Source organism: Kitasatospora sp. CB01950, from assembly GCF_001905465.1.
Classification (GTDB): Bacteria; Actinomycetota; Actinomycetes; order Streptomycetales; family Streptomycetaceae; genus Kitasatospora.
The window spans coordinates 191,137-205,094 of record NZ_LISX01000005.1 but is presented as its reverse complement, the minus strand read 5'-3'; the positions used below and the strand labels follow the sequence as shown (position 1 = coordinate 205,094).

Here is a 13,958-nt window from a genome sequence, read left to right as displayed (position 1 = left end):
GCGCGCTCCGGCCACCCCCGGCCGGTGCGGGGTGTTCGGTCGGCGAGAATGGCGGGGCCACACCGCGCCCGCCCGAGGAGTCCCGTCATGCCCCGCAACGCCCTGTACGCCACGATCGTCCTGGTCCTGGCGGTGATCGCCGCGGTGGTCTCGTTCGTCCAGGGCAACTGGCTCGGCGTGGTGTGGGTGCTGATGGCCGGCGTGGCCAGCAACATCGCCTGGTACTACCTGCGCAAGGAGCGCGTCGCGCGGGCCGTCGCCGAGCAGGCGCAGGCCCAGGCCCAGTAGGCGGCCCGGCCCGGGCCCGGTCGGCTCAGTAGGTCTTCCAGAAGCTGAACAGCATGCGGCCGATCGACGCGTAGTACGACCCCACGCCGAACACGTCGAAGATCCTCATGGTCAGGTCGTACAGCCACTGGCCGACCTGGCTCTGCCACACCAGCGCGAACAGCACCAGCATGCCGTAGGGCGCGTACGGGGCGATCGCGCGCCGGGTCCGGAGCGACAGCCAGGGCTCGATGATGCCGTAGCCGTCCAGGCCCGGTACCGGCAGCAGGTTCAGGATCGCGGCCGTGATCTGCAGGTAGCCGAGGAAGGCGAGGGCGAACGGCAGCGGGGAGACCGGCAGTTCCTGGTCCTGGTAGTGGGTCGGCACGTCCGGGTTGTCGAACCAGCCCTGTCCGACCGCGACCAGCAGCAGGATGCCGAACGCCGCGTTCACCAGCGGACCGGCCGCCGAGATCAGGCTGTGCTTGAGCCGGCCGGCGATCCGGTCCCGCTCGATGTAGACCGCGCCGCCGGGCAGGCCGATGCCGCCCATCAGCACGAACACCACCGGCAGCACGAAGCTCATCAGCACGTGCCCGTACTTCAACGGGTTCAGCGTCAGGTAGCCCTTGGTGCCGACCGTGATGTCGCCGCCCGCCAGCGCGGTGCGGGCGTGCGCGTACTCGTGCAGGCAGAGCGACACCATCCAGCCCGCCACCACGAAGAGGAATATCCCCAGTCGGTCGTTGCCCCAGCCGGTGGCCAGCGCGAGGCCGGCGGCGACGAAGGTGGCGACCAGAGCCAGGAAGATCGGGCTGACCCGGCTCTCCGCGCTGCGCTGGCCGGTACTGGCGTAGGTCATCTCGGGAAGGCTCCGGAACTGGGGGTGGGGCGGACGTCCGATCATGCCTGGCGCCCTGCGCACCGGACAAGCGGCCCACGATGAACGGACGGCGGCGGCCGGGCGTTCCGCACGAGTGTGCGTCCGGCGTCCGGGACGTCGCGCAGAATGGGCGGGTGCATTACGGCATCCTCGGCACCACCACGGCCCACCATGACGACGGCACCCCGATCGCGCTCGGCGGCGCCCGGCTGCGCGCCCTGCTGGCCGCGCTCGCGCTGCGCCAGGGCCGGCCCGTCCCGGCCGAACTGCTCGCCGACGAGGTGTGGGCCGACGAGCCACCGCAGGACGCCGCCGCCGCGCTGCAGACCCTGGTCGGCCGGCTGCGCCGCACCGTCGGCCGGGCCGAGATCGGCTCCGGGCCGGCCGGCTACTGGCTGACCGGCCCGCACACCGACGTCGCCGAGTTCCGGCGCCTCGCCGGGGACGGCGCCCGCGCCCTCGCCGACGGCGACCCGGCCGGCGCCGCCGACCGGCTCACCACCGCCCTCGCGCTGTGGCGCGGCCCCGCGCTCGCCGACCTGCCCGACCGCACCGCCCCCGCCGCCCGGCTGGAGGCCCAGCGGGAAGAGGCCCGCCGGCACCGGCTGACCGCCCAACTCGCCCTCGGCCGGGCCGCCGAGGTCGCCGCCGAACTCGCCGAACTCTGCCGCGACCACCCCCTCGACGAACAGCTCCACGCGCTGCGCCTGCGCGCCCTGCGCGCGGCCGGCCGCACTGCCGAGGCGCTCGCCCGCTACGAGGAGGTCCGCCGCACCCTCGCGGAGGAGCTCGGCACCGACCCCGGGCCCGAACTGCGCGTCCTGCACCGCGAGTTGCTCACCGCCGGGCCCGAGCCCGAGTCCGAACCCGCACCGGTCGCCCCGCCCACGGCCGGCAACCTGCGCCCCGGCCGCACCAGCTTCGTCGGCCGCGAGGGCGAACTCGCCACCGTGGCCCACGCGGTGGCGGCCGGCCGACTGACCACCCTGACCGGCCCCGGCGGCTCCGGCAAGACCCGGCTCTCCGTCGAGGCCGGCCGCCGCGAACAGGACGCCGCCCGCTGGCCCGGCGGCGTCTGGCAGGTCGAACTCGCCCCGCTGGACGACCCGGCCGCCGTCCCCGACGCCGTCGCCATCGCCCTCGGCCTGCGCGAGACCGTGCTGCACACCGGCGGCGCCGTCGTCGAGGCGATCGAGGGCGGCCGCAAGGACCCGGTCTCCCGGCTGGTCGACCACCTCGGCCGCCGCCGTCTCCTGCTGCTGCTCGACAACTGCGAGCACGTCGTCCAGGCCGCCGCAGACCTCGCCGACCGGCTGCTCGCCGACTGCCCCGGCGTCACCGTCCTCGCCACCAGCCGCGAACCGCTCGGCGTCCCCGACGAGACCGTGCTGCCGGTCGAACCGCTGCCCGCCCCGTCCGCGCTGCGCCTGCTCGCCGAACGCGGCGCCGCCGCCCGGCCGGGCTTCCGCACCGACGAGGACCCCGCGGCCTGCGCCGAACTCTGCCGCCGCCTCGACGGCCTGCCGCTGGCCATCGAACTCGCCGCCGCCCGGCTGCGCGGGCTGACGCCCCGCCAACTCGCCGACCGGCTCGACTCCCGCTTCGCGCTGCTCACCGCCGGCTCCCGCACCCTGCTGCCCCGCCAGCAGACCCTGCGCGCCGTCGTCGACTGGTCCTGGGACCTGCTCGGCCCCCGCGAACACGCCGTGCTGCGGCGGCTGTCGGTGTTCGCCGGCGGCTGCACCCTGGAGTCCGCCGAGGCCGTCGTCGCGGACCGGCGGGTGCCCCGGGCGGAGGTCGCCGACCTGCTGCTGTCGCTGGTCGACAAGTCCCTGCTGGTGGCCGGGCTCGGCGACCAGCCCCGCTACTGGATGCTGGAGACCATCCACGAGTACGCGGCCGAACGGCTCGCCGAGGCCGCCGAACCCGAGGTCGCCCACCGCCACACCCGGCACTACCGGGAGGTCGCCCGGACCGCCGGACTGCGGCTGCGCGGCGCCGGACAGCTCGACGAACTCGCCCGGCTCGACCGCGAACAGGAGAACATCCGGGCCGCGCTGCGCCGCGCCGTCGACGCCGGCCAGGAGCAGGAGGCGCTGGTGCTGGCGCTGTCGATGGCCCCCTACTGGGCGCTGCGCGACTACCGCATCGAGGCCGGCGGCTGGTTCCGGGCGGTCTCGGCATTCGCCCCCGACCCGTACGGCGACGACGCCCCGGTGCCCGTCCCGCTCGTCACCGGCCCGCTCGACCAGCCGCCGCCGCTGCCGCCCGAGCTGCTCCAGGAGGGCCGCCGTCACCTGGGCCTGCACCGGCTGATCAGCATGTTCTCCGACGACTTCGGGATGCTGCACGACTCCTCCGCGATGCACACCGCCCGCCGGGTGCTGGACGTCTACACCCCCGACCTGCCGCAGTCCTACCGGGCGCCGGTGCTCAGCCGGGTGTTCGCGGTCTTCCTCACCGGCGAGATGGACCGCACCCGCGAGGTGCTGGACGACGCGGTGGCCGGCGCCCGCCGCCACGGCGGCCCCGGCGACCTCGCCTACGCCCTGCAACTGCGCGCCCGGCTGCTCAACGACCTGGCCGGGGGCCTGGCCCAGGCGATCGCCGACAGCGAGGAGGCGCTCGCCCTGTACACCGCGCAGGGCGACCTGTGGGGCAGCTCCGACGCGCTGGCCGCGAAGGCCGAGAACGCCACCAAGTCCGGCGACAGCGCCCTCGCCGAACGGGCCTTCCGGGAGGCCATCGACCTGGCCACCCGGCTCGGCGCCCGCCAGGAGGTGCCGGTGCTGCGCGCCCGGCTCGGCGAGGTGGTCGCCGAGTACGACCCGGAGGAGGGCGAGCGGATGGTCCGCGACGCCGTCGCCGAGGCCGCCGAGGACGGCCGGGACGCCGAGGGTGCGCGGCTGTACGGCCGACTGGTGCTGTGCAACCTGTGCGTGCAGCGCGGCGAGTACGCCGAGGCGCTCGCTGTGCTCGACCGGCTGTCCGCCGAGATGCCGTCCCGCGGCCCGCTCCCCTGGGTGTTCGCCGGCATCGTCACCGCCATCCGCGGCTGGGTGACGGCCCGGGCCGGCGATCCGCGGGCCGGCCTCGCGCTGGCCCGCGAGGGCCGCCGTGCGATGGCCGAGGCGGAGGGCCGGGCCACCGTCTTCGTCGAGCACATGGGCCTGATGCTGATGGTCCCGCTGGCCGCCGTCCTCGCCGAACTCGCCCAAAAGGAAGGCCAGTTGGCCGCCGCCCGGCGCGGCGCGGAACTGCTCGGCGCGCACGACGGCCTCAGCGGCGTGTCCGGCTCCTTCATGGAGCGCGCCGAACGCGCCCGCTGCGAGCGCATCCTGCGCGAACTGCTCGGCGAGGACGAGTTCCTGACGATGCGGCAGCAGGGCGGACGCCTCACCCTGCACGAGGCGTCCGCCCTGCTGAACGATCCCGGGGAGTTCTGAACGCCCCGCCGGAGGGCAGGTCCGGAGCGCCCGCCGCCCGGGGATCAGGTGCGCTTGCGGAAGCGGGCCACCGCCAGCGGCGCCGTCACCACGGTGATCGCCGCCGCCCAGATCAGCACCGTCAGCACCGAGTTGCCCACCGGCTGGTCGTTGATCAGGGCGCGGCAGGCGTCGGCCAGCGCCGACAGCGGGTTGTGCTCGGTGAACGCCTCCAGCCAGCCCGGCATGGTGCTGGGCCTGGCGAAGATCGAGCTGCCGAACTGCAGCGGCATCATCACCAGCATCGACATGCCCTGCACCGCCTGGGCACTGCGCAGCGACATGCCCAGCAGCATCGACACCCACATCAGCGAGGCGCCGAACACCAGCGACAGGCCGACCGCGGCCAGCAGCTTCAGCGGGCCGCCGACGATGTCCATGCCGAGGATCATCGCGAAACCGATCAGCACCGCGAACGCGACGACCGCCCGCAGCGTCTCCGCGATCATCTTCGACAGCAGCACCGTCGAACGCCCGATCGGCAGGGTGCGGAAGCGGTCCATCACGCCGGTCTGGAAGTCGGTGTTCAGGCCGGTGCCCAGCGCCATCGCCAGGTTCAGGCCGGTGGTGCCGAGCAGGCCCGGCACCATGTACTGCATGTACGTGTGCTGGTCGGCGGCCATCGCGCCGCCGAACACGTAGACGAACAGCACGATCATGATGACCGGCACCAGCAGCGCGTCCAGCATGGACTCCGGGTCGGCCTTGATCCGCATCAGGTTCCGGCGGGTCAGCGCGCCCAGGTGGCGCAGGTGGGCGCGCAGGCCGATCCGGGTGTCGTCGGCGGGCAGCGCGGGCGCGGCGCCCGGCGCGGGGTTCAGAGTGGCGGTGCTCATGCGACGGGCTCCTTGTCACGGGCCTGGGCGGGGACGGACGACTTGCCGGTGATGGTCAGGAAGACCTCGTCCAGGCTGGGCAGCTTGGTGTCGATGCCCGCGACGCCGAATCCGCGCGTACCCAACACGCCGATCACCGTGGTCAGTTGGCCCTCGTCCGTGAGGTGCACCGAGAGCAGGCCGGACTCCTCGGAGAACGTCGCCGGGATGCCGGCCTCCTGCAGGCTGCGGGCCATCTCCGGCAGCTCCGCCGGGCGCGTCGGACGCACCTGCAGGCTCTGGCCGCCGACCTGGGTCTTCAGCTCCTGGATGCCGCCGCCGGCGATCACCCGGCCCTTGTCGATCACGGTCAGCTCGTCGGCGAGCTGCTCCGCCTCCTCCATGTACTGCGTGGTCAGCAGCACCGTCGAACCCTCGCCGACCATCCGCTGCACCTCGTCCCACACCTCGTTGCGGGTCCGCGGGTCCAGGCCGGTGGTGGGCTCGTCCAGGTACAGCACCTTCGGGCGGCCGATCATCGACGCCGCGAGGTCCAGGCGACGGCGCATGCCGCCCGAGTAGCCCTTGGCGGGGCGCTTGGCCGCGTCGGTGAGCGAGAAACGCTCCAGCAGCTCGAAGGCGCGGGCCTTGGCGTCCTTGGCGGAGAGGTCGAGCAGGCGCCCGATCAGGTAGAGGTTCTCGTAGCCGGACAGCGCCTCGTCCACCGACGCGTACTGGCCGGTCAGGCCTATCGTGCGGCGCAGCTGCTTGGGCTGGCGCAACACGTCGTACCCGCCGACGAACGCCGTGCCCGCGTCCGGCTTGATCAGCGTCGACAGCACCCGCACCAGCGTGGTCTTCCCGGCGCCGTTCGGCCCGAGCAGGCCCAGCACCGTCCCCTCGCGCACCGCCAGGTCGACCCCGTCGAGGGCCTTCGTCTCCCCGTAGTGCTTCACGATGCCGTGGACCTCCACGGCGTTCCGGTCGATTCGTGTCATGGGAACACCGTGCCGGGGGCGGCTGTCACGCGGCTGTCAGCCCGCTGTCAGGGGTGATGACAGCGGGCTGTGGGGGGCGCGAGGGGTGCTGGTGGTGCTCTCCCTGTTTTCGCGCCCCTACTGGAAGCTGTGCTCCGGGCCCGGGAAGGTGCCTTCGCGGACGTCCGAGGCGAACTCGGTCGCGGCCTGGGCCAGCGTGGCGCGCAGGTTGGCGTACTGCTTGACGAACTTGGGGACGCGGCCGGCCGTCATGCCGGCGAAGTCGGTCCAGACGAGGACCTGGGCGTCGGTGCCGGGGCCGCCGCCGATGCCGACGGTGGGGATGGCGGAGTGGGCGGTGACCTCGGCGGCGAGTTCGGCGGGGACGGCTTCGAGGACGACGGAGAACGCGCCGGCCTGCTGGACGGCCTTCGCGTCGCGGAGCAGCTGGTGGGCGGCCTCGTCGCCGCGGCCCTGGACGGGGTAGCCGCCGAAGGCGTGGACGGACTGCGGGGTGAGGCCGATGTGGGCCATGACCGGGATGCCGGCCTCGACGAGGAGTTCGATGGTGCGGGCGCTGCGCTCGCCGCCTTCGAGCTTGACGGCGTGGACGCCGGCCTCCTTCATCAGGCGGGCCGCGTTGTGCATGGCCTGGGCCGGGGACTCCTGGTAGGAGCCGAAGGGCAGGTCGGCGACGACGAGGGAGCGCTGGGTGCCTCGGACGACGGCGGCGGAGAGCATCACCATCTGGTCCATGGTCACCGGCACGGTGGTCTCGTAGCCGAGGTGGCAGTTGCCCGCGGAGTCGCCGACCAGCAGGACGGGGATGCCGGCTTCGTCGAAGACGCCGGCGGTGAGGGCGTCGTAGGCGGTGAGCATCGCCCAGCGTTCGCCGTTGCGCTTGGCCTTGGCGAGGTCCCGGACGGTCACGCGGCGGTTGGCGACCCCGCCGTAGAGGGTGTTGGCGGGCGCGTCCTGCGTTTGGGCAGGCTGAAGCGGAGAGGCGTTCATCGAACAGGCTCCTGGTGTGTGTCGTCTCGTGGCGCCGTACGGCGTCCCCGGATCTGGCTCCATGCTTGCACGCCACGGGCCGTCAGCAAAGAGGCGGAGGGCCCGCGGAGTTCTTGGGGAGGTCTTTGCCGTTCGGTGTCCCGACCGTTACGATACGGAACGGTCTCGTATCGAAAAGGCGGCTAGTGTGTTCGTATGACCTCGCCGACCGCGCCGCCCCCGGCATCCCGGGTGCCGGAAGCCGTACACCGCCGACGCTGGTGGATCCTGGGCACCCTGGTGCTCGCCCTGCTCGTCGTCGTTCTCGACAACTCGATCCTCAACGTGGCGATGAAGACCATCGCCACCCCCGCCCCGGTGGGCCTCGGCGCGAGCCAGAGCGACCTGGAATGGGCGATCAACTCCTACACCCTGGTCTTCGCCGGCCTGCTGTTCACCGCGGGCCTGCTGGGCGACCGGTTCGGCCGCAAGTGGACGCTGCTGGCCGGCATGCTGGTCTTCGGCTTCGGCTCGCTGCTGTCCGCGCTGGCCGCCGGCCCGGGCGAACTCATCGGCTACCGCGCGGTGATGGGCCTCGGCGGCGCGTTCGTGATGCCGGCGACGCTGGCCATCATCATGAACGTCTTCGAGCGGCACGAGCAGCCCAAGGCGATCGGCATCTGGGCCGGCGCGGTGGGCCTGGCGATCGCCATCGGCCCGATCACCGGCGGTCTGCTGATCGAGCACTTCTGGTGGGGCTCGGTGTTCCTGGTGAACGTCCCCATCGTGATCCTCGCGCTCGGTCTGATGGGCTGGCTGATCCCGAACTCCAAGGACCCCAACCCGGGCAAGCTCGACCCGGTCGGCGTGGTGCTGTCGGTCGTCGGCCTGGTCGCGCTGATCTACGGCATCATCAAGGGCGGCGAGCTCGCCGACTTCACCGCCACCGAGGCCTGGGCGCCGACGCTGGTCGGCCTGGTCGCACTGGCCGCCTTCGTGGTGTTCGAGAAGCGCACCAGCCACCCGGCGCTGGACGTCACCTGGTTCCGCAACAAGGTGTTCTCCGCGTCGATCGGCGTGGTCGGCATCGTGTTCTTCGCGCTGATGGGCGTCTCGTTCTTCGGCGTCTTCTACACCCAGAGCGTGCGCGGCTACAGCGCCCTGCAGGCCGGTGAGCTGATGCTGCCGCTGGCCGTCGCCCAGCTGATCTTCGCGCCGCGGGCCCGGCTGGTGGTCGACCGGATCGGCATCCGGCTGACCTGCGCCGGCGGCATGCTGCTGGTCACCGCCGGCTTCCTCGGCTACGTCTTCCTGACCGCGACCACCCCGATCTGGCTGCTGATCGTGATCGGCTTCGTGATGGGCACCGGCATGGCGCACGTGATGCCGCCGGTGACGGTCGCCATCATGGGCGCCCTGCCGCGCGAGAAGGCCGGCGCGGGCTCCGCGCTGAACAACACCTTCCGCCAGGTCGGCGGCTCGCTGGGCATCGCGGTGCTGGGCGCGCTGCTGTCCACCGTGTACCGCAACGGCATGGAGGACCACCTCGCCGCGGTGCCGGAGCAGTTCCGCAGCCGGGCCGGCGAGTCGATCGAGTCGACCCTCGGGACGGCCGAGAAGCTGCACCTGCAGGCCCTGGTCGATCCGGCCAAGGACGCGTTCATCAGCGCCATGCACGTGGTCTCCGGCGTCTCGGCCGGCGTCACCGTGATCGGCGCGGTGCTCGCCCTGATGCTGCTGCCCGGCAAGTCCGCCGCCGCCCCCGGCGGCCCCGCGGGAACGACCGGTGCGCAGGGCCGGACGGACTCCGACGCGAGTCCCGCCAAGGTTTGATCGACAGGGTGGAGAATAGGGCCATGACAAGCGCCGACACTCCGCTCAAGTCGTGCCACGGCCCCGCAGCGGAGCAGGACGCTCCGCGGCGGGGCCGTCCGCGCAGCGAGGCCGCCGAGCAGGCGATCTACGGCGCCGTCGAGAAGCTGATGGAGGACGGCGTCGGCCTCGCCGAGCTGTCCATCGAGCGGATCGCCGCCGAGGCGGGCGTCGGCAAGGCCACCATCTACCGGCGCTGGTCCAACAAGGAGGCCCTGCTGGTCGACGTGGTGGACCGGCTGGAGGAACCGATGCCCCCGCTGGTCGGCCCGACCTGCCGGGACGACCTGATCGCCGCCGTCGACTACATGCGCCGGCGCGGCCTGATCAAGCGCTCCCGGTGGATCGTCAAGTCCGCGCTGGGACAGATGAACAGCTGGCCCGAGCTCAAGCAGACGTACCACGAACGGGTGGTCCATCCGCGCCGCGAGCTGATCCGGCAGATCGTCCGGCGCGGCGTCGAGGCCGGCGAACTCCGCTCCGACCTGGACATCGAACTGCTCTGCGAGATGCTGATCGGACCGATCCTGCTGCGCACCGTCCTGTGGGACGACGCGCCGCTGGAGGACCCGGACCTGGCCCGCCGGATGGTCGCCGCCGCGTTCGAGGGACTCGCCGCCCGGTAGACCGGTCCGGTCCGAGGTGGAACTCTTCGCACACTTGCTCGCGTCCCTCCCGTCATAGGCTGAGCCGAGAACCGGATCCGGGCAGGTCGGAGCAGGTCGGAGCAGGCGGACGGGTCGGCGGGAAGCCGACGGAGCACGGCGGCAAGGAGCGGGCATGGTGCGGGCGGACGGCCCGGCGGCAACGGCGGACGAGCAGGCGCCCACCCGGCGCGAACGGCTGCGGCGCTGGTTCGACTGGCGGCGCGGCTGGCCGCTCACCCTGCTCGGCGTGCTGGTCACGGTGCTACTGGTGGCGCACGCCCAGGTGCCGAACACGATCGGCGACCTGGGCAGCCTGCTGGAGACCTTCCTCCCCTGGCTGGGGCTGGCCGTGCCGGTGCTGCTGGCACTCGCGCTGTGGCGGCGGTCCGGCGTCGCGGTGGTCGCCGCGCTGCTGCCCGCCGCCGTCTGGCTGAACCTGTTCGGCGCGCTGCTGGTCGACAAGAGCAGCGGACCCGGCGACTTCACCGTGCTCTCCCACAACGTGGCCGCCGCCAACGACGACCCGCAGGGCACCATCCGGATGCTCACCGGCTCCGGCGCGCAGATCGTCGCCCTCCAGGAACTCTCCGCCTCCGCCGCCCCCGTGTACACCGCCGGGCTCGCGCAGAAGTTCCCGTACCACGCGGTCGAGGGCACCGTCGGCCTGTGGTCCAGTTACCCGATCGACGGCGTCACCGTGGTCGACATCAAGATGGGCTGGACCCGGGCCTTCCGCGCCGAGGTCACCACCCCCAAGGGCCCGCTCGCCGTGTACGTCGCCCACCTGCCCTCGGTGCGGGTCAAGTTCGACAGCGGCTTCACCGCCGGCCGCCGGGACGTCAGCGCGCAGGCCCTCGGCGACGCCATCGCCCGCGAGCCGCTGGGCAAGGTGCTGCTGCTCGGCGACCTCAACGGCACCATGAACGACCGCAGCCTGGCCCCGGTCACCTCGCAGCTGCGCTCCGCCCAGGGCGCGGCCGGCGACGGCTTCGGCTTCTCCTGGCCGGCGTCCTTCCCGATGGCCCGGATCGACCAGATCCTCAGCAAGGGCGGCCTGGTCCCCACCGACTCCCGCACCCTGCCGGCCGACGCCAGCGACCACCTCGCGGTGGCCGCCGCATACCGGTACTGACCTGCGGCCGGCGCGCGGCGGGCGCTGCTCAGCTCCGCCGCTGCCGACCGATCACCACGGTGGCGTCGCGCTCCTCGTCCTGCTCGACCCGGGCGGTCAGGCCCTGTGCGGACATCAGGGCGGCCGTCGCCGGGGCCTGCCGGTCGCTGGTCTCGATCAGCAGGTGGCCGCCGGGCGCGAGCCAGCGCGGCGCGACGGCCGCCACCCGGCGCTGCACGGCCAGGCCGTCGGCGCCGCCGTCCAGGGCCACCGGCGGCTCGTGGTCGCGGGCCTCCGGCGGCAGCAGCGGGATCTCGCCGGTCGGCACGTACGGGGCGTTGGCGACCAGCAGGCCGACCCGGCCGCGCAGGGCCGGCGGCACCGGGGCGTCCAGATCGCCGAGGTACACCGCGCCGCCGTACGGGGCCAGGTTGCGGCGGGCGCAGGCGACGGCGGCCGGGTCCACGTCCGCGGCGTGCAGTTCGATTCCGTCGAGCCGGGCGGCCAGCGCCGCGCCGATCGCGCCGGAACCGCAGCACAGGTCGAGCACCACCGCGCCGGGCGCGCCCAGCGCGGCGGCCCGCTCGACCAGGAACTCGCTGCGGCGGCGCGGCACGAACACGCCCGGGGCGAGCGCGATGCGCAGCCCCGCGAACTCGGCGAAGCCCACCACCTGCTCCAACGGGTGCCCGGCGCACCGCAGTTCGAGCATCTCGGCGAGCCGATCGGGACGGTCGGCGGCGCTCAGCAGCAGCCGGGCCTCGTCCTCGGCGAAGACACAGCCGGCCGCCCGCAGCCGGTCGACCAGGTGGGCCGGGGAGAGCGCGGGGGAAAGGGGGAACGACACGGAGACCTCTTCGAAGAGCCTTGCGGGCTCCCCGCGTCCGGTCAGACCGCGGCCCGACGGCGGGGGAGCACCTCGACAACCTGCACGGTGATCTCTCCCACCTCCTTCGGCCGGTGCGCCGTCCATGATCGGGCGCGTATCGCGGCGCTCACCCTATGCCCTCGGGCGTGCCTTGTCAGCCCTGTCGCCACCGGTTGGTGATCGGCAGCCGACGGTCGCGGCCGAAGTTCTTCGGCGAGACCTTCGGGCCCGGCGGGTACTGCCGGCGCTTGTACTCGGCGGTGTCGACCAGGCGCACCACGCGGTCCACCACCTCGGCCGGGAAGCCCTCGGCGACGATCGCGTCCCGGCCCTGGTCGCCCTCGACGTAGCGGTCCAGGACCGCGTCCAGCAGGTCGTAGTCCGGCAGCGAGTCGGTGTCCACCTGGTCCGGGCGCAGTTCGGCGGACGGCGGCTTGCTGATGGTGTTCTCCGGGATCGGCGGCACCTCGCCGCGCGCCTCGGCCTGCGCGTTGCGCCAGCGGGCCAGCCGGAAGATCAGCGACTTGTAGACGTCCTTGATCGGGCCGTACGCGCCCACCGAGTCGCCGTACAGCGTGGAGTAGCCGACCGCGAGTTCGCTCTTGTTGCCCGGCGCGAGGACGATCTGCCCCTCCTGGTTGGAGATCGCCATCAGCAGGGTGCCGCGCAGCCGGGACTGCAGGTTCTCCTCCGCCAGGCCGGTCAGCTCGGTGGCGCCCAGGTAGGCGTCGAACATCGGGGCGATCGGGACGGTGCGGAAGTGCAGGCCGGTGCGGCGGGCCAGCTCGGCGGCGTCGTCGCGGGAGTGCTGCGAGGAGTAGCGCGAGGGCATCGAGACGCCGTACACGTTCTCCGCGCCGATCGCGTCCACCGCGATCGCCGCGACCAGCGCCGAGTCGATGCCGCCGGACAGGCCGATCAGCACCGAGCGCATGCCGTTCTTGCGGACGTACGCCCGGGTGCCCTCGACCAGGGCCGCGTACACCTCGGCCTCGTCGTCCAGGCGCTCGCCGACCCGGGGCGGCCGGGGCTCGGCCGGGGCGGGCTTCGGCTCGCCGCCGAGGTCGACCCGGGTCAGCTTGAGGCCGTCGGCGAGGATGGTGCCGTCCGGCAGGCCCGGCTCGGTCGCGGCCGGCAGGTCGAGGTCCATGACCAGCAGCGCCTCCTCGAACTGCGGTCCGCAGGCGAGCAGTTCGCCGTCCTCGCGGACCACCAGGGTCTCGCCGTCGAAGACCAGCTCGTCCTGCGCGCCGACCATGTTGAGGTACACCAGCGGGCAGCCGGCCTCGGCGGCGCGGCGCTTGACCAGCTCCAGCCGGACGTCGTCCTTGTCGCGCTCGTACGGGGAGCCGTTGATCGACAGCAGCAGGCCCGCGCCGGCCTGGCCGGTGGCGGCGACCCGGCCGCCCTCCTGCCAGATGTCCTCGCAGATGGCCAGTGCGATGTCCACGCCGTGCAGGCGCAGGACGGTCAGCTGGTCGCCCGGGACGAAGTAGCGGTACTCGTCGAAGACGCCGTAGTTCGGCAGGAAGTGCTTGGCGAACCGGGTGACCACCTCGCCGCCGCGCAGCACCGCCGCGCAGTTCTGCGGCTTCCCGGCGTACGTGCTGCCCGGCTCGCCACGACCCAGGTAGCCGACCACCACGGGGAGTTCGCCCAGGCCCTCGGCCTGCAGCTTCGCCGCCAGGTCCACCAGGGCGGCGCGCGAACCCTCCACGAACGAGTTGCGGAACGCGAGGTCCTCGACCGGGTAGCCGGTGAGCACCATCTCCGGGAACGCGGCCAGGTCGGCGCCCGACTCGGCGGCCCGCTTCGACCAGCGCAGCACCTCCTCGCTGTTGCGGGCGAGGTCACCGACCCAGGGGTCGATCTGGCACAGGGCGAGACGCAGATTCGGCATGACCACGAGTGTAATCGTCTAACTGACGTTATGTCGCTCGGGGTGGCGGTGGCCCCGGTGGGCCCGTGCGGTCCTCGCGGTCGGCAAGCGCGTGGGGATCGGCCATGATGGGTGACGGCGCGTCCGGCGCGTTCACGGGGCCG

At 73.2% G+C, this 13,958-nt stretch carries 11 protein-coding genes; 5 read left to right on the top strand and 6 right to left on the bottom strand.

Going from position 1 to position 13,958, the window contains the following annotated elements:
• The first annotated feature begins 87 nt into the window (after positions 1-87).
• Positions 88-288 carry a hypothetical protein gene (locus AMK19_RS15410; RefSeq protein ID WP_073812022.1) on the top strand — a complete coding sequence of 67 codons (201 nt, stop codon included), beginning with the start codon at positions 88-90 and terminating at the stop codon, positions 286-288.
• 25 nt (positions 289-313) lie between these two features.
• On the opposite strand, the gene AMK19_RS15405 is transcribed toward AMK19_RS15410, so the two are convergent.
• Positions 314-1,129 carry a site-2 protease family protein gene (locus tag AMK19_RS15405; protein ID WP_073812021.1) on the bottom strand — a complete coding sequence of 272 codons (816 nt, stop codon included), beginning with the start codon at positions 1,127-1,129 and terminating at the stop codon, positions 314-316.
• Positions 1,130-1,284: 155 nt separating this feature from the next.
• Here AMK19_RS15405 and AMK19_RS15400 point away from each other — a divergent pair, with 155 nt between their 5' ends.
• The gene (locus AMK19_RS15400; RefSeq protein ID WP_073812019.1) at positions 1,285-4,596 is read left to right on the top strand and encodes an ATP-binding protein; all 3,312 of its coding nucleotides are present in this window, start codon (positions 1,285-1,287) and stop codon (positions 4,594-4,596) included.
• Positions 4,597-4,640: 44 nt separating this feature from the next.
• On the opposite strand, the gene AMK19_RS15395 is transcribed toward AMK19_RS15400, so the two are convergent.
• The 3 genes from AMK19_RS15395 to panB all read right to left on the bottom strand — a co-directional run bounded on the left by AMK19_RS15395 (position 4,641) and on the right by panB (position 7,438).
• Positions 4,641-5,471, bottom strand: coding sequence for an ABC transporter permease (locus AMK19_RS15395; RefSeq protein WP_073812018.1), 831 nt, complete (start codon positions 5,469-5,471; stop codon positions 4,641-4,643).
• Positions 5,468-6,448: an ATP-binding cassette domain-containing protein gene (locus tag AMK19_RS15390; protein WP_073812016.1), complete on the bottom strand. Its 981-nt coding sequence runs from the start codon at positions 6,446-6,448 to the stop codon at positions 5,468-5,470. The genes AMK19_RS15395 and AMK19_RS15390 overlap by 4 nt, the downstream gene beginning before the upstream one ends.
• Positions 6,449-6,565: 117 nt before the next feature.
• Entirely contained in the window at positions 6,566-7,438 is an 873-nt protein-coding gene (gene panB / locus AMK19_RS15385; RefSeq protein ID WP_073812015.1) for a 3-methyl-2-oxobutanoate hydroxymethyltransferase, read from the bottom strand.
• A 195-nt stretch (positions 7,439-7,633) separates the two neighbouring features.
• On the opposite strand from panB, the gene AMK19_RS15380 reads away from it, so the two are divergent.
• The 3 genes from AMK19_RS15380 (at position 7,634) to AMK19_RS15370 (ending at position 11,068) form a co-directional block, all read left to right on the top strand.
• A complete protein-coding gene (locus AMK19_RS15380) occupies positions 7,634-9,250 on the top strand; it encodes an MFS transporter (RefSeq protein ID WP_073812013.1) in 1,617 nt (538 codons plus the stop codon).
• A 23-nt stretch (positions 9,251-9,273) separates the two neighbouring features.
• Complete coding sequence (locus tag AMK19_RS15375; RefSeq protein ID WP_073812011.1) at positions 9,274-9,915, top strand: TetR/AcrR family transcriptional regulator; 642 nt, start codon at positions 9,274-9,276, stop codon at positions 9,913-9,915.
• Positions 9,916-10,069: 154 nt separating this feature from the next.
• Positions 10,070-11,068, top strand: a complete 999-nt coding sequence (locus AMK19_RS15370; RefSeq protein WP_083646849.1) for an endonuclease/exonuclease/phosphatase family protein — start codon at positions 10,070-10,072, stop codon at positions 11,066-11,068.
• A 28-nt stretch (positions 11,069-11,096) separates the two neighbouring features.
• Here AMK19_RS15370 and AMK19_RS15365 read toward each other — a convergent pair whose 3' ends face one another.
• Positions 11,097-11,894: a putative protein N(5)-glutamine methyltransferase gene (locus AMK19_RS15365; RefSeq protein ID WP_241844422.1), complete on the bottom strand. Its 798-nt coding sequence runs from the start codon at positions 11,892-11,894 to the stop codon at positions 11,097-11,099.
• A gap of 175 nt (positions 11,895-12,069) precedes the next feature.
• Entirely contained in the window at positions 12,070-13,815 is a 1,746-nt protein-coding gene (locus AMK19_RS15360) for an NAD+ synthase (protein WP_073812459.1), read from the bottom strand.
• Between the last annotated feature and the right edge of the window lie 143 nt (positions 13,816-13,958).